At 37.7% G+C, this 16,578-nt stretch carries 16 protein-coding genes; 13 read left to right on the top strand and 3 right to left on the bottom strand.

From position 1 onward, the window contains the following. Positions 1-23: 23 nt before the first annotated feature. Together GYM71_RS08905 and GYM71_RS08900 are read right to left on the bottom strand one after the other, a co-directional pair. Positions 24-1,541, bottom strand: coding sequence for an O-antigen ligase family protein (locus GYM71_RS08905; protein ID WP_220220195.1), 1,518 nt, complete (start codon positions 1,539-1,541; stop codon positions 24-26). Between the two features lie 106 nt (positions 1,542-1,647). Continuing rightward, the gene (locus GYM71_RS08900; RefSeq protein WP_103752944.1) at positions 1,648-1,962 is read right to left on the bottom strand and encodes a DUF2187 domain-containing protein; all 315 of its coding nucleotides are present in this window, start codon (positions 1,960-1,962) and stop codon (positions 1,648-1,650) included. 96 nt (positions 1,963-2,058) lie between these two features. Between GYM71_RS08900 and GYM71_RS08895 the strand changes: the two genes are divergently transcribed. The 4 genes from GYM71_RS08895 to GYM71_RS08880 all read left to right on the top strand — a co-directional run bounded on the left by GYM71_RS08895 (position 2,059) and on the right by GYM71_RS08880 (position 5,331). Beyond that, the gene (locus GYM71_RS08895; RefSeq protein WP_103752943.1) at positions 2,059-2,607 is read left to right on the top strand and encodes a guanylate kinase; all 549 of its coding nucleotides are present in this window, start codon (positions 2,059-2,061) and stop codon (positions 2,605-2,607) included. Between the two features lie 180 nt (positions 2,608-2,787). Then, positions 2,788-3,273: a C40 family peptidase gene (locus tag GYM71_RS08890; RefSeq protein WP_103752942.1), complete on the top strand. Its 486-nt coding sequence runs from the start codon at positions 2,788-2,790 to the stop codon at positions 3,271-3,273. Between the two features lie 226 nt (positions 3,274-3,499). After that, positions 3,500-4,249 (top strand): C40 family peptidase, encoded by a 750-nt coding sequence (locus tag GYM71_RS08885; protein ID WP_220220194.1) that lies wholly within the window; start codon positions 3,500-3,502, stop codon positions 4,247-4,249. Between the two features lie 167 nt (positions 4,250-4,416). After that, on the top strand, positions 4,417-5,331 hold the full coding sequence (locus GYM71_RS08880; protein WP_220220193.1) for a C40 family peptidase: 915 nt from the start codon (positions 4,417-4,419) through the stop codon (positions 5,329-5,331). A 120-nt stretch (positions 5,332-5,451) separates the two neighbouring features. Here GYM71_RS08880 and hflX read toward each other — a convergent pair whose 3' ends face one another. Then, positions 5,452-6,717, bottom strand: coding sequence for a GTPase HflX (hflX, locus tag GYM71_RS08875; RefSeq protein WP_220220192.1), 1,266 nt, complete (start codon positions 6,715-6,717; stop codon positions 5,452-5,454). A 381-nt stretch (positions 6,718-7,098) separates the two neighbouring features. On the opposite strand from hflX, the gene GYM71_RS08870 reads away from it, so the two are divergent. The 9 genes from GYM71_RS08870 (at position 7,099) to GYM71_RS08830 (ending at position 16,544) form a co-directional block, all read left to right on the top strand. Further along, positions 7,099-7,554, top strand: a complete 456-nt coding sequence (locus tag GYM71_RS08870; RefSeq protein ID WP_220220191.1) for a PTS sugar transporter subunit IIA — start codon at positions 7,099-7,101, stop codon at positions 7,552-7,554. A gap of 21 nt (positions 7,555-7,575) precedes the next feature. Then, on the top strand, positions 7,576-8,973 hold the full coding sequence (locus GYM71_RS08865) for a PTS galactitol transporter subunit IIC (protein ID WP_220220190.1): 1,398 nt from the start codon (positions 7,576-7,578) through the stop codon (positions 8,971-8,973). A gap of 34 nt (positions 8,974-9,007) precedes the next feature. Then, on the top strand, positions 9,008-9,298 hold the full coding sequence (locus GYM71_RS08860; protein ID WP_103752936.1) for a PTS sugar transporter subunit IIB: 291 nt from the start codon (positions 9,008-9,010) through the stop codon (positions 9,296-9,298). A 102-nt stretch (positions 9,299-9,400) separates the two neighbouring features. Further along, positions 9,401-11,455 carry a BglG family transcription antiterminator gene (locus GYM71_RS08855; protein WP_220220189.1) on the top strand — a complete coding sequence of 685 codons (2,055 nt, stop codon included), beginning with the start codon at positions 9,401-9,403 and terminating at the stop codon, positions 11,453-11,455. A gap of 361 nt (positions 11,456-11,816) precedes the next feature. Then, the gene (locus tag GYM71_RS08850; protein WP_220220188.1) at positions 11,817-13,256 is read left to right on the top strand and encodes an MFS transporter; all 1,440 of its coding nucleotides are present in this window, start codon (positions 11,817-11,819) and stop codon (positions 13,254-13,256) included. Between the two features lie 249 nt (positions 13,257-13,505). Then, positions 13,506-13,793, top strand: coding sequence for a type II toxin-antitoxin system HicB family antitoxin (locus tag GYM71_RS08845; protein WP_220220187.1), 288 nt, complete (start codon positions 13,506-13,508; stop codon positions 13,791-13,793). 345 nt (positions 13,794-14,138) lie between these two features. Beyond that, positions 14,139-14,705 carry an aldose epimerase family protein gene (locus GYM71_RS08840; RefSeq protein ID WP_220220186.1) on the top strand — a complete coding sequence of 189 codons (567 nt, stop codon included), beginning with the start codon at positions 14,139-14,141 and terminating at the stop codon, positions 14,703-14,705. Between the two features lie 106 nt (positions 14,706-14,811). Beyond that, positions 14,812-15,927 (top strand): LCP family protein, encoded by a 1,116-nt coding sequence (locus GYM71_RS08835; RefSeq protein WP_220220185.1) that lies wholly within the window; start codon positions 14,812-14,814, stop codon positions 15,925-15,927. Beyond that, entirely contained in the window at positions 15,927-16,544 is a 618-nt protein-coding gene (locus tag GYM71_RS08830) for a glycerol-3-phosphate acyltransferase (protein WP_220220184.1), read from the top strand. Before GYM71_RS08835 ends, GYM71_RS08830 begins: the two co-directional genes overlap by 1 nt. The last annotated feature ends 34 nt before the right edge of the window (positions 16,545-16,578 follow it).

Genomic DNA, 16,578 nt, shown 5'->3' with positions numbered 1-16,578 from the left:
TTGTAATCTGCCTAATTATGGTATTAAAGATATTTTTGTTTTGGTTTTCGTACCTGAATTAATAAATTGCCTTGAATAAAGGCGAGAATCAAGCTTGCAGTTAAAAAGTCGATGACATTGCCAGATGAAAAAGCTGCCAATAGGATAAAACAACTGGATGCAAGAAGCGAACTGACTAAGTAGGTTCGGGCATATTTAAAACGTAGCCACTTATAAGCCCCGTATAAAATTGTGGCAAGATAAGGTCCCACAAACAAGATCATTCCAATGAAGCCAAGAGAATAAATCTGTGCCGAGAAATCACGCTCTAAGTTAAAAATATTGTTTTCGCGCGTATACGAAATGCCGAAATATTTATCCAGCCGATTATTGTTAGTTTTGACCACCTGATTAAGCATTGCCTTTTCAAGATAGCGGTTCTCCATGCGGACTTGCCCGGGCTGATTAATAATTTTTAACCAAAATTCAGGATCGTATTGATATGGGTAACTGTGAAAAACAAATTTGGGATTTAAGGCGTAAGCTTGGTAGTTGTGCTTAATAAAAGCACGTAAGAAGTCTTCCCGCTTTTTACCAGTAGGATATTTCTTCAGTCCCGCTGCTAACTCCCGCTTTTCTGAACTCAGGTCGTGATCAGATTGCTTGGCTAAATAAATTTCGTAATTATAGCGCTGAATAGCTGGCCCAAAAGGTAGAATTGCTAGTGAGCCCAGCATAATTAAGCCGGCTACCAAAAACGGCCGACCACCTTTTTGCACGTCTTTAATCACGTATTTATGGAAAATAAATAGTACTAAACTAATAAAGATGCCGCCTAAAAGGCCAATTGCGGCAACTTTTGTTCCTATTTCAATCATTGCCAATGCTTGGACAACATTAAGAGTAATAGTTAACCAGTTAAAGTTAGTGAATAAATAATAGACCATTAGCGGGACAAGCATGAATAAAACGGCCGAAATCATATTGGTAAAGTTGAAAAAGCCCTTGGAAGCCATGTGCGAGTAGCCAATATTCGGATTAAAAACCCAGGCAAAGATATTAGCACTGATTGTTCCCGTTTCGTAAGATTTGAGTGAAATTACAAATAGGTTGGACACGACGATTGTCCCCGAAAACAATCCAGAGACGCCTTCAATTACCTGGCGCAACTGTTTTTCACCAAAATCGAGCTCAGTAGTTAAAAAGAGAACGATTAACGGTAAAACCATCCGAATTAAGTAAAAGAGTTCACCACTACTTGAGTAGCCGTAGTTAGTGGGATTAACACTCGTAAAATTACGAACATGAATTAAATGTAGCGCTGAATAGATGGTTAATAAGACTAAATAAACTAGTAGCCATTTTTTGGTTGTCAACTTTTTCCAGGACTGTTTCTGGCTGAAAAAGAGACAAATCAGGACACCAACTACTAGAATGCGAATAATAGTTGGTAATGTAAATGGCAAAATAGTTGCCAGGGTACCATGATAAAACCAATATAAGTCTAAAAAAGGTTGGATTAAAATAAACCAGAATAAGATGGTTCTTGCTTTTTCTTTCACTTGTTTTCTCCATTAATGATTATTGATATTAGTTTAATTTTAGGCAAAAACCAAGCAAAAAAAAAGAGCGGTGAATTTTATTCACTGCTTTTTAAAAAATAACTTTTTACTTGGATTCTTTGTCAGCGTCATCAGTGGTCTTTTTTGCTTTGGCAATTTTCTCCACTTTGACATCACTTTTAGCCTTAGCTTGAATTTCCTTAATCTTACGTTTAGGTGCGGCCTTCAAGTTCTTGAAGTTAACAACAATTTTTTCATTTAAGTCGCTAACAGCTGTTTCGTCAGCTTCATCAAAGTCAATGATCTTCAACAGGGCAGAATTTTCGTAAATTTTTTCTACTTTACCTAGAAATGGTTTAGTAAGTTCTTCTTCTGATTTTGCGCTAAGAATGTCATCTATTTTTACTTCAGTTTTCTTCATGGTTAGTTTTTTACTTCCTCTCTTCCCCGTGTTTAATTATAATAGAAAGATATTATTATAAAAGTAAACTGTTTTCAAGTAAAGGAAGCCTGGATTTTGCAAAAATTAATTTTAATTGCTGGCCCCAGTGGTGCTGGTAAGACAACAATTTCTGAATATTTAACCAAAAAGTTCAACATTCCGCGGGTTTTGACCCATACTACTAGACCAATCCGCCAAGGAGAAAGTCCAGACACCTCTTACCATTTTGAAAGTGATGCCAGTTTTAACAAGCTGCATTTCTTTGAGCATGTCAAATATGGTTCTTATCAGTATGGCTCAAGTAAAGAGGCACTGGAAGAAGCGTGGGAAAAGCACCAGTTAGTGTCATTAATTGTTGATATCAAGGGTGCAGCCTCTTATCTAAAAGCCATCAATCAGCAGGTATATTTCTTATATGTAACGACTAGTTCGAAAAAAGAGCTTAAGGATCGGCTGATAAAAAGAGGTGATGATCCCGCCAAGATTGCGGAGCGCTTGAGTGGTAGCGAATTGAATACTTTACCAGAAAAACTAAAGGCAGATGCACATATTATAGTGAATGATAATTGGAATGAAACCGAGAAAAAGCTTGATGATATCGTAAGTAGTTTGTTAAGCGCTTAAACATTATTACTGGTTGGACTGTGTTTTTAAAAAAATTCTTAACGTTTTGTAGCTCATTTGACATGAATGTGTAACATTTGATGAGTACTATATAGATTGTCAGGTACAAATTGAGTGCAATCAAAAAAATTGTGCTCGTCAAAGTAAAAAGAAATATTGATAAGGAGAAAGAGATTAGTTTTGAGACACAGACATAGTTTAATCAAGTTAGTTGCATTTATATCATTATTTTTTACTGGCGCTGCCACTGTAACCACAGTTACAGCAGCTACTACAACTGATGTTGATGCCAGTTCAGTAACCAAGAAGCGTAATGCTGTTGTTAAGTTAGCTAAAAAGCAAGTAGGCAAAGGTTACGTTTATGGTGCAAATGGTCCTTCGGCTTTTGATTGCTCTGGCTTGGTTCAATATGTTTATAAAACAGCGGGTGGAACAGTTTTACCACGTACTACTTTTTCACAAGTTACACTTGGTAAAAGAGTTTCAATGAAGAAATTGAAAAAGGGTGATCTTCTTTTCTGGGGATCAGCTACATCTCCATATCACGTTGGTATTTATGTCGGTGGTAATCAATATGTTCACGCCGCAACTCCCGATCAAGGTGTGTTAAAACAATCAATCAGTACTTACTTTTATCCTTCAGCCGCTAAGCGCGTGCTTGAATAATTATTCTCTACTTAAACTCAACTAATTTTCTTTTTACACGTAAAACAGTCATTAAGAGGTCCCATATAGAAACGCCAGTTCTGGAAGGGCTTTTTTTTATTTTCTGGTATCACTTCTGTAACATTTTTGTAATATAACACGAGTAAAATTAAACTTGTGATGTAGAGATCATGAGATAAAAAATGTGTAAATACTATTGAAGATGTAACACGGGAGGAATTTGATTTTGAAGATTAAGAGTAATTTGGTAAAATTTACTGCTGCAGCTGCTTTAACCATTACTGGCTTAGGGGTTGCAAACGCTACTAATTCAAATTCCACGGCTCACCAAGTTGCAGCTGCAACTACTAAAGTTAAAATTAATTATGTTCCTGGCTATGGTATCAACATTTGGGACAATTATAATAATCCTAGCTTCACAGGAAATAGAATTAAGCATGGTGAAGTTGTTGATGTTATCAGTTCAGCAATTGATGCAAAGGGCAAAACTTGGTATGAAATTGGTGAAAATCAATGGATTCAGGCCCGTTACACGGTAGATGCAAATGATGACAATGCTGCTAAAAAAGCAAGCCAAGCAGGTATGGTCGGCAAAAATGTTACATCTTCTTCAAAACAAGCTGCTAAAGTTGTTAATTTGGCTAACGCAGAAGTCGGCAAGGCTTATGCATGGGGTGGTAATACGCCTAATGGATTTGATTGCTCAGGCTTAGCACAATATGTCTTCAGCAAGGCTGCCGGTAAGGAAATTTCCCGCACCACTTACTCACAAATTAAACAAGGAAAGACTGTTTCCCTTAAGAACTTAAAACCAGGTGATTTATTGTTCTGGGGTTCTGCATCTTCTCCTTATCATGTAGGCATTTACGTGGGCGATAATCAATATGTTCATGCTGCAACCCCTGCACAAGGTGTTGTTAAAGACAGTATTAGTTCATATTTTTATCCTTCAGTTGCCAAACGTGTTCTCAACTAGTTGCAGAAAATATTAAATAACTAAAGCAAAAGCACTTAGAAATTTATCTAGGTGTTTTTTTATTCCTATTTTAATGGATGTAACTTGATAAATAAATTTAAGCGTCTAAAATAAAGTGGAGTACTAATTAATGACCACATCTAGCTACCAAAAGGAGATTGAATTTGATGAAGCGTAATTTTTTGAAAATGGGTCTTGCGGCAGCTCTCACGTTAACGGGCGTTGCCGTGGTGGCACCACAAAAAACGGTAGATGCGGCAACACTAAAAGCTCCGGTCAAACGTGTTCAAATAAACTATTTACCAGGTAAAGAGGTAAAAATTTGGACAAATTATCAAGGCGGCCAGCTGATTAATTTCCGTGCTAAAAATAAGAGCAAGTGGAATGTTGCTGAAACTGCAGTCGATAAAAAGGGTAAACTTTGGTATAAAATTGGCGACAACGAATGGATCGAGGCACGCTATACCGAGGATTTGGATGATGAAGAATCAGCCAATCAGGGTGCAACCGAGCAGATAGCCGCAAAGCCAAAGAAAAAGGCCAAGAAAGTTAAAAAGCAAAAGAAGCAACCAATGAATCAGGCTCAGGCCGCAAAACCAAAACCGAATAAGCAGGAAACGCCTAAGCCAGTTAGTGCCACAAGTAATAACAAGACACCAAAACCGGCTCCAAGCAAGTTGCCAACTGCAACAGTCCCAGCCGCAACAGGTAGTGCAGCTCAACGTGCGCAAGCCGTTGTTAATTTGGCTAAGTCGCAATTGGGCAAAGGTTATGCCTGGGGTGGTAATGGCCCTGATAATTATGATTGCTCGGGCCTGGTCCAGTCAATTTATAACAAGGTTGCAGGTGTTCAATTGCCACGTGTGACAACTGATCAAGTTAAGGTTGGAACGACCGTTGCCATGGATCAGTTACAGCCAGGTGACCTATTATACTGGGGCTCAGTTGATGCACCGTATCATGTTGGTATTTATATTGGCAATAATCAATATATCCACGCCTCAACGCCAGATACGGGAGTAGTGTTACAAACGCTTAGTTCTTACTTTTATCCGTGCATTGCTAAGCGTGTAATTCAATAATAAATAAAAAAGACTGACGATAATGAGCAGTCTATTTTTAACTAGTTAAATATAAAAACAAAAAGACTTTATTTCTTAATTATGACTGTTTGCAGTAATTGAGAATAAAGCCTTTTTTAGTTAGATTATATAATTTTGAAACTGTTGCTGTTTTTCTGGTGCTAGTCTGGCGGTAATATGAACACCGTCTGCGCGATAATTCTCGGCAATAATTTGAGCATTTTCGTGCAAGTCGGCCAGCGGCTTGCCAGCCGATAACGGCAAGAGCAAGTTAACTTGTTGGTAATTGGCAAAAACTCGTTTAGTAATTAAATTGGCCAGCAATTTAATTGATTCTGGATCAATAGCTGAATATAAAATTCCGCTGCCTTCAATTTGCGGATAATGACGTTCAGACTTATCTGCTTTATTGTAAGCCGTAATCATCGGAGTATTTTTAACGCCAATCTCAGTTAGAACATTTTGCGTAGTACGAATCATTTGAATCATATTTGGATCTGACGCATCAACTACGTTAATTAGCAGATCGGCATCCTTAACTTCTTGTAAAGTAGCCTTAAATGATTCAATCAGATTATGAGGCAATTTAGAAATAAAACCGACTGTATCGGATAGGATAAAGCTAAAATTATTGTTTAGCTCAATCCGTCTGACATTGGTGTCCAAGGTTGCAAAAAGCATGTCCTTAACAAAAACCTGCTTTTCGCCGTTTTCCTTGGTATATTCTGCTAGTAAGCCGTTCATCGTCGTTGATTTACCGGCATTAGTATAGCCAACTAGGGCAACCTTGGGAATATGGTTTTGATTCCGTCTTTTGGCCTTAATTTCTTCTTGTCCCGCAATTTCCTTCAGCTCTTTTTTAATGACGGCAATTTGCTTCCCGATTGTCCGCCGGTTTAATTCTAGTTTTGATTCACCGGCACCACGGTTAGCAAAGCCACCGCCGCGTTGCTGGTCAAGGTTATTTTCTGATGGATGCAGACGTGGCAATTCGTATTCTAGCCTTGCAAGCTGAACTTGCAATTTAGCTTGTTTGGTTCGCGCCCGACTTGAAAAGATCTCCAAGATTAATTCTGTCCGATCAATAATCCGCAACTTAGTCATTTTTTCTAAATTACGGATTTGGACGGGAGTTAATTCATCATTTAAAATAAGAACTTTCGCCCTTAAGCTCCGGGCCATATCCTTAATTTCGTTTATTTTACCGAGACCAAAGTAGGTGCCAGCAACAACATGTTCCAGGTTTTGCCGTGATTGGCCAACTACTTCCATATTGGCTGCTTCTGCTAAGTTAGCCAGTTCAGCCAGATAGTAATCAAAATTAGGGTCATTTAAGTTAACGCCAGCAATATAAGCTTTGGTTTTATGAGGTGTGTTATCGATCATGTAGTCCTCTTTTTATGTTTAAATCTTTTAGTGACAATTTATCTAGCGATTTTGCTTGTAATAATCCTCATGATCACGATCTCCTTTATGTAAATTAGGTTAGCTTAATTGTAATACAAAAGTGCAACTTTACCAAAAAGACGGTTAGCAACAAGTATAAATATAATAGGGAAAAATCATATCAATTAGATGTGATTTTTTATTTTGGCGAAATTTATTCTAAATATGGTCTGAATATAGTCTGAGAAAAGCACGTAATTTATCACCAACTTTTGCTAGTGCATTAGTTGCACCGAATTTTACTGGCACCAGAGACTTATCACGGAAAAGTGGTAATGATTAAATTAACGGTGAAATGACCTAAAGAATGGAGGTGAATTAATGGAACTTTTAAGTTCAGATTTAGTTTTTGCGCATCTTAAAGTAAATAATGCTACTGAAGCCCTTCATTTTCTGGCGGGTCAGCTAAAAAAACAAGGAAAGGTTAAGGTCGATTTCGAGCAAGCAGTTCTTAAGCGCGAGCAGATTCATCCAACAGGTCTGCCAAGTGGCAAGATTGCAGTTGCGATTCCCCATACTGATGTTCAGTATGTTAAAGAGGCGGCAATTACGTTTGCGACGCTGGCAAGACCGGTAGCCTTTCATAATATGGCGGTTACTGCCGAAACGGTCAATGTTCAGATTATTGTTATGCTGGCGCTAAAAAATCCGCATAGTCAGGTTAAAATACTGCAAAAATTAATGGCATTGTTTCAAGACCAAGAACTTTTACAGCGGTTAGAGAAAATGACGGATCAGCAGAAACTATACGAAGCTGTATCTGAATATATTAAGTAAGAAGATTGGGAGGAATTATTTATGAAACCGGTAATTGATTTCATTATGTACATTGTTGGCTTAGGGCCTACGGTCCTAATTCCAATAATTATGTTAATCTTTGGACTTTGCGTGCGAGTGCCTTTTACTAAAGCGTTACGTGGTGGTTTGATGGTCGGCATTGGCTTTATCGGTCTGAACGCCACCGTTTCAATTTTGACCGATGTAATGAATCCTGCGATTAAAAACATGATTCAAGTAATGCATTTGAACTTGCAGGTAATTGATGTCGGTTGGCCATCAGCCTCAGCGATTGCATACGGCACCGCGGTTGGTGTTAGTATGATTCCCTTGGGAATTGCCATTAACATTCTGATGTTGGTAACGAAAACTACGTCAACCATTGACGTGGATATCTGGGATTTTTGGCATTTTGCCTTTAGTGGCTCGTTAGTTTATGCCTTAACCAAAGATATTGTACTTAGTCTATTTTTAGCCAGTGTTAATATGATTGTAATCATGGTAACTGCTGACAGAACTGCACCATTATCGGAAAAATACTTGGGCTTACCGGGAATTTCCATTCCCCACGGCTATGCTGGTTCGTTTGTGCCAATTGCAGTTGTTTTTAACTGGTTAATTGATAAGATTCCGGGTATCAATAAAATCCATATGGATGCCAAGGATTTCAATAAGAAATTTGGCTCATGGGGTGAACCTACATTGCTGGGTTTTGCTATCGGCATTATCATTGGCATTCTTGCTTATGGCTTTATTCCAGGGATGACCATTGCAACTAAGTTGGGCAAAATTATGTTAATGGGCGTTACTTTGTCAGCGGTGATGATTATTACACCAAAGATGGCTGCCTTGCTTTTGCAAGGAGTTGTTCCCGTATCTGATGCAATTCAGTCATTTACCCAGAAAAAATTTGCCGGTAAAAGAAAGATTTACATTGGAATGGACACTGCTGTCGGAATTGGTAGTCCAGTCGTCTTAGCCTGTGCCACTTTAATGATTCCAGTAGCATTGTTGTTCGCCTTTATTTTGCCAGGCAACCAGTTTCTACCAACGATTGGATTGGTCGGCTTTGTCTTCATGTTTCCACTGATAGTTTCAATCACCCATGGAGATTTCTTTAGATCATTTATTATCGGGGCCATTAATGTCATTATTGGTCTTTGGATCGGGACTAATTTGGCACCATTAATAACCAAGTGTGCCCGTGCAGCCCACTTTGCCATCCCAAAGGGTTCATCCCTCATTTCAAGTATTGATTATGGTTCTAACCCATATCCTTGGTTAATTGTTCAAATCGCACCTTATAAAATTGCGGCGTATGCAATTGGGATTGTGCTAATTATTGGCTTATGCTGGTGGAATCGTAAAAAGATTACTGCAGAAGAAAAGGCAGCAGCTGCTAACCAAAACAAGAAATAGTTTTAATTATAAATAGTGATAAAGGAGAAAACAGATGAAAAAGATTTTAGTTGCATGTGGAGCTGGTGTTGTTACTAGCACATCAGCAATGAATAAGCTGCAAGAAGAACTAGCTAACAGGGGAATAGCGCAAGATGAATATACTTTAGGGCAATCTTCTGTGGCTCAGATTGAATCATTAGCTGGGGACTACGATTTAGTTATTACGACGACGCAATATGATAATGATGCGGTTAAAATTCCCGTCATTAATGGTTTGCCGCTTTTAACCAATATTGGGATTGACCAAGTTATTGATGAAGTAATTGATAAGTTAGATTTATAATTCAAGGCTGTTAAATTCTTATACTACTGCATTTAAAGGGTGATTAATGTGACGGCAAGCAATTTTGCCAGTTTAACAAGAGCTCGGGAGTTATTAAACTATTTGGCAAAGGCACCTGGGTTTGTCAGTTTGAAAGAAATCTTAACCACTTTTAAAATCTCACGACGGACAGCTTTTAATTGGTTGAAAACAATTAATCAGCAGCTTCAAGCGCAAAAATTAGATCAAGTAGTTAATATTCCGCGTTACGGCTATAAACTAACTGACCGGACTAAGAAAAGTCTTACGCAAAAAATTGCGAAGGTGTCATCGCCGCAGATGGGTCATGAAACTATTTTAAATGCGCATGAGCGGCAAACTGAGATAATTTTGTTACTGCTGGATCAAGAGCATTACCTGTCAATTAATCAATTAGCTAAGATGTTTCATTGCTCTCGCAATACCATTATTAAGGACTTTAAGGCTCTCAAACGGCATTTTCCGGCACTAAAAATCGGTAGTTCGCGTTTAGGACACCGTATTATTAGTGATGAAAACTCTATTCGGCTGACAGTTTATGAATTATTATTGCGACAAGACAAACTCGTTTATGCTTTTATCAATCGTTTAAACTATTCATTTTCTCAAGCCAAGGAATTGGTTATCAAGGCGCAGCAACAACTGCATATGAGCTTTTCTGAAAATTCGCTGCAGCAACTAACGTACCTGTTGTTGTTTACTAAGTGGCGGATTACGCACAATCAAACTATTGATAGAAGTGAAAACTGGCAGTGGATAGCTCAAAATACTAAAGATGTGTTGCCTACCTGTACCAAATTACTTGGTAAACTTGGTGGCAATAAGGAGTTAAAAGGAGAAATTGTTTTTCTCAGTAAAATTTTCTTGTGCTCCCAGGCAACAGAAGTTGATTGTATTAATAAAAATTTGTACCACGATATTAATAATATTGCTCAGGAAATAATCTTTCGCTACGAACAATTAACTGAACAGCAAATTTCGTACCGCGTGTTTACTAAGACTTTGTGTAATCATCTCTATGCAACCTTTTTCCGGGTAAAATTCGGTATTCCGTTTTCTTCCAGTGAGGTTGATGAGATTAAGTGGCAGTATCCCGTGTTAATCAAATTTACGGCAATTGCTTGTGCTCCGTTAGAGCATTATTTACAGAAAAAATTACCTAGTGAAGAAGTTGCCTTGATTTGTCTTTATTTTGGTTCGGTCAATAATCGGGAATACCGGGAATTTACGGAAAGTGATAAGTTAAAACGGGCATTGCTCGCCGAAGTTTTAGTGGTTTGCTCGAGCGGGATTGGGACGTCAGCGATGCTATACCACGAGCTTAGTAAAACTTATCCGCTAATCAAGTTTTCTTTACCGCTAGAAATTCGCGATTTGGCTAAAATTTTCCAACATAATTATCAGGCCAAACTGATTATTAGTACCACGATTTTGCCTAAGGGCAAATATCCCATTCCAGCCGTAAAGGTCAAAGCCGTTTTAACTAAGCATGACCAGACAATTATTGACAGTTTTTTGCGCCAGGAAGTACCACGTAAACTTGAGCATAATGCTAGCGCAGTAAACAGCTTGGTTTCCATTATTAATGAATATGCAGATGTAAAAGATGAAAAGGGCTTACGGCTTAGCTTGGATAAATTTATTTTTCCGGGTTTACAAAAAAATAATAAAGCAGACTTGCCTACGCTGAGCAATCTTTTACCGGCTAAACACATTAAAGTTTTGCGGAAAAAAGATCAACTCAAATGGCAGACGGTTTTAAAATGGGGGTGTAATTTACTTGAACAAGACGAAATCATCGACCAATTTTATTTTGAAAAAATTGTTCAATTGATTAATCGTTATGGTCCGTATATGTTGATTGCCAATAACATTTTTTTGGCCCACGCAGCCCCAAGTAATAGTAATAAGAAAGTTGGCTTGTCATTAATCTTACTCGATCAGCCATTAGAAATTTGTTCACGTGGGGAATCTGCCTGGGTAACATGCATGTTTGTCCTTTCACCGGGAAAAGAAAAAGAGCACGAAAAAGCACTTGAACAACTTGTAGACATTGTAAGAAACCAGGAAAACATTAATCGTCTATTGAAGGCTAAGTCACCGCAGGAAGTGCGCCAATTCTTATTATCGTTTTACTAAATAATTAAAAAGCGTTCATTGCAAAATGAGCGCTTTTTAACTGGCAAATTTAGCATTACTCCCAGCTATTTTTAACCTAATCGGTAAATTTCTACCAGTCGACAACTCTTTGGGTCAAAAACTGCAACCTAATACCGGCTAAGTGTAAATGAGCTAAATTTATTTACCATTTTTTGGACAAAATTTAAAATAATAATGGTCTGAATTACTTACAGCCTCAAGGCTTTAACAGATACTTATAAAAGTAAGCGGTCACATCATATAATGTGGCCGTATTTTTTCTTGGCACCTAAGAAAAAAAGTGTATAATTTAAATCATTAAGGTACCTAACTAAATTTGAAATTGAGAGGATTGGTAAGAATGACACAAACTTTGAGTTACCAAACTAACCAAAAGGTGCAAAAAAATAGATGGTGGATATTGGTGGCAGTTGGGTTATTTACCTTTATGTCAACGTTAGACGGAACAATTGTTAATATCGCATTACCGGTAATTAGTAATGACCTGCATATTCCAATGAGTCAGTCGGAATGGGTTGTTTCCTTATACCTAATAGTAGTCTGCAGTTTTATTCTGTTCTTTGGCAAACTGAGTGATCTTCACGGAAAAATCAAAATTTTCCGGTTGGGAGCAATTTTCTTTATTGCTGGTTCACTGTTATCAGGTTTAAGGATTAATCTAGTCTTTTTGCTGGCTGCCCGGGCATTGCAAGCGTTTGGTGCTGCAATGACGATGGCAACTAATAATGGGATTATCACCGAAATTTTCCCATCAACTGAACGCGGGAAGGCACTAGGAACTATTGGTTCATTTGTGGCTTTGGGTTCGATTGCCGGACCTGGCCTTGGCGGATTAATTTTAAGCCATCTTTCATGGTCATATATTTTCTGGCTAAATGTTCCAGTCGGTATTATTGCTGCTATTATTGGTGCAATTTACCTACCAAAAGACATTACCTTTACTAATGCACCGCTTGATAAAACTGGTTCATTCAGCTTTGCCTTGGGGATGGTTACCTTGTTTGGCGGCGTATTCTTAGGTCAGCAACTTGGCTTTACCGCAATGTCTGTTTTAGTCATGTTAATCGTTGGTATAGCTAGTTTTGTTTGGTTTGTTTATGTTGAAAATCATACAACTAATCCGTTGTTGCAATTCAACCTGTTTAAAAATCCTGATTTTTCAGTCAGCTTGTTGTGTGCATTATTAATCTTTATCACGAACTTCTTCTTTAATGTTGTTACGCCATTTTATCTTGAAAATGCCCTTCATTTGGCACCGAGCCAAGCAGGCGTAATTTTGATGATTTTACCAGTAGTTCAACTTTTTGCCGCACCAGTTGCCGGTACGCTTTCTGACAAGATTGGACCAAAATTAATTACCTTCATTGGGTTAGTACTACTCCTAATCAGTCAGATCGGTTACAGTCTGTGCAATCTGCACTCATCCATTTGGCTGTTCATTGTGAGCATCGCTATTATGGGGCTTGGTAGTGGTATCTTTAGTTCACCGAACAATTCTTTGGTAATGAGCTCTGTTGAACAAAAAGACCTCGGTGTTGCCGGCAGTATTAACTCCCTTTCACGTAATTTGGGAATGGTAATTGGTATTTCAAGTGCAACGACGATTTTATTTGCTGCAATGAGTCATGCTAAGGGTGCACGGGTTACCGCATATTTGCCTAAACAACCAGAAATTTTCATTTACGGCATGCATGTTGTCTTCATGATTTCAATGATTATTTGCCTCATAACTGTTATTTTAAGTGGTTGGCGCTTATTTAAAAAAGACGCACAAAAGTAATTGCTTTTTTTATTAAAAATATGCTAAAGAAAAAATGTTGGTGCAGAAATGCAGCAACATTTTTTGCGTTCGATTTAAAAATTAGTGTCCGAAGTGGCTGGTATTCGCCTAGTTAACAAAATGGAAAATATCTAACGAAAAATAAGATAAACAATAATTTTTTCATAATTATTTCTTCTAAGCACTATTTTAGGTATATGATGGTATATAGGTAAAAATAAACCAAGCGAGATTGAGGAGGTTTGGTAGATGAGCCATAGAATTGTAACTTATCCAGCTATTTTTAAGCCCTTAGGAAATGATGTTTATGTAATTAATTTTCCTGATGTTAAAGGTGGAATTACTGAAGGCGAAGGTTTGCGCGAGTCAATGAAAATGGCTGCCGATACCTTAGCTAGCAGGTTGTATAATAAAGTTGAATTACCAAAATGCAGTAAAGAAAGCGAGATTCATCTTCCTGATGATGGTTCTTTTATTGCTCCAGTTTCAGCTGATTTAACTGAGGCCTCACGTGATCGAATTAATTATGAAATTTAGCTAAAAAAAGCACCCCAAATTATTGGGGTGCCCTTTTTATTAACTTGTTCCAAAAACTAATTATAATTCTCGGGAACAAACATATTATAGTATATTAAAGTGATTTTTGCTAATAATTTAGGCTATTTTCTTTAAAAAATAGGTTGTAAAAAATGGTGCCAAGTCAACGATTAGCGGTTATTTTCTTTTTTCTTCCATTATTAAGTGATTTTATAGTATAATCTTCTATCAATTAAATTTTCTTAATATTTGTTTTCGCTAGAAAATTGTTGGCTTTCGTGCCTGAATTGACATAAGTGCCATTTACGTGCTATTTTCTATGAGGGAGAAAGTTTGGAGTAAGCTATGCAAACAATAGAAAGTTCTATTCTGCGTGCTGCTGTTGATGAAAAGGATGCACAATTAGTTAATTTTGTATCACAACATGATCAAATTGATTATTTCAAAGATGGCGACTCACAGAAGAAGTTAGGGATTGCCTTTATGGGTGATGACCAAGGTGAAAATTGGGCTGAGCTCTTGCCTTGGACTGTTGTCGATAAAGGAGATGCACGGGTTAGTTTAGCTTTGATTGATGATAGTGCGAGCTATAAAAGGTTTCCGTATCATTTTGAAGCAATCTTGTCTTACATACTTGAGGGCAATCGCGTCGCAATTAAATACTATTTAAAAAACAATTCACATAAGGAGATGCCATTTTCCGTCTTATTTACTTTGCCAATCAGCAACGGTTGGACAGAAAGTGAAAATGTGAACGAAATAGAGTTAAGCAAAAAGGATGTAACAATTAAGCTTGCATCTACTAATTTTGACTTAGCAATTAAAAATAAGCAGATCGTTGCCGTGCTTGATAAAGCTAAGCTTGACGGTGATAGTGACGTGGAGTTAACACTAACTCTTACATTAAGTTAAATAAATTAATGATTTTAATAAGATATTATAGACAAACCGACAGCGGTTTGTTTTTTTTGCTATAATGTACTCATTGTATGTAAAAATTGGGTAAATAAAAGAAAATATGGATCACAACGATAACCACCCGGCAAAGACGCGGGTTGAAGTGAATAAACGAAATTACAAAAAAAGACGGCATATTTTAGAGTTTTTCATCGGTCTGGCTTTAATTGCTGCTGTCTGCTACTCGTCTTATGTTTATCTTCGAACAAAGAACGCAGTTGATAATACCTATGACAGCAATAATCACGTCCAAATTAAAAAGGGCGAATTTGATGGTAAAAAGAAGTTCGCTGTCTTACTGATGGGGACTGATACGGGCGCGCTTGATCGTAAGGAAAAAATTGGCAATACGGATACAATCATCATCGCAGTTGTTAATCCGCAAAAAAAGCGGTACACATTAATGTCTGTTCCGCGTGATACAATGGCGCAAATGGCTGGTGCAGAGCAGTTTGAGATTGAAAAAATCAATGCTGCTTATCCTATTGGTGGTGCCAAAATGGCTATGAATAGTGTTTCGGAATTAGTTAATGTTCCCATTAAATACTATGCACTGGTTAACATGAAGGGAATCATGCGCCTAATTCGCTATGTTGGCGGGATTAATGTTCGGCCAACACTTAGCTTTGAGTATGGTGGCTATATTTTTAAGAAAGGCCAGTTAACTCATATGGGCGGAGGCGGTGCCTTAGCGTATTCAAGGATGCGTTATGATGACCCTGAAGGAGATTACGGCCGGCAAAAGCGGCAGCGCCAAGTTATCACGACTTTAATTAATAAGGCAGTTTCTTTAAATACGTTGCCGCAGCTAGACTCTGTTTTAACGTCTATTTCGGGTAATGTAAAAACGAACTTGCCTTTTGATGCTTTAAAGCAGATTGCCTTTAATTACCGTGGTTCGACTAAGAATGTCAAAAATGACTATTTACACGGGCATAATGCTACAATTGATGGTGCCTCTTACCAGGTACAATCGACTGCTGAATTGCAACGCGTTTCGAATTATTTACGCGCCGAATTAGGGCTTAAGCCGATGACAGTCAATAACAATGAAACTTACCAAAATAAACGCAACAAACGTCATGGCTTTGATTTTACCAATCCTGCAACGCAAGATTATAATATCTACAAAGATTATATGAATCAGCAGGATCAACAGGAAGAAGGTGAAAATTAATGCCACGATTGTGGGCCACTCTAATTGGGTATGCTTTTGGTTGCTTGCTATTCGCCGTCTTAGTTTGTCGGCTGGGCTTGCATCAGGATCCCACCAAAGTTGGTTCGGGTAACCCGGGAACTGCAAATGTTGGTGCTGTTTTTGGTAAAAAATGGGGTATAATTACCTGCATTGGCGATATTGCCAAAACTGTTATTTGTTTGCTGCTTGTACACCATCTTTTAGCAGAAAGAATTGCACTCGTATATGCAGGTCTTGGATTAGTTTTAGGCCACTGTTTTCCTTTTTGGGATCATTTTCAGGGCGGTAAAGGCGTGACTGTAGCTGTTTGGTTTGCAGCAATCTATGATGTTCGGGCTGCAGCTGTAACGCTACTGATTGCGCTAATACTAATGATTGTTTTAAAAAATCTGACGCTTCCGCCGCTAGTTTTTATTTTATTATTCAGCCTTTATGAATTAACTCAAGTTAAGGAAGCCGGCATCGTATTATTATTCATTACACTAATCATGACCTTTAAGTTTAGGCATGATCTAGTTGACTTTTTTACGGGTAAAGGCAAAAAAGTTGATGTTTTATACTCAATTAAGAAAAAATTGGGGATAAAAGTGCAATAATTGATAGCATCATTTTTTAGTGAGGACAGATACT

Source organism: Lactobacillus panisapium (assembly GCF_019469265.1).
Lineage (GTDB): Bacteria > Bacillota > Bacilli > Lactobacillales > Lactobacillaceae > Lactobacillus > Lactobacillus panisapium.
The sequence above is the reverse complement of the archived record's forward strand: the minus strand, read 5'-3'. Positions and strand labels throughout refer to the sequence as shown.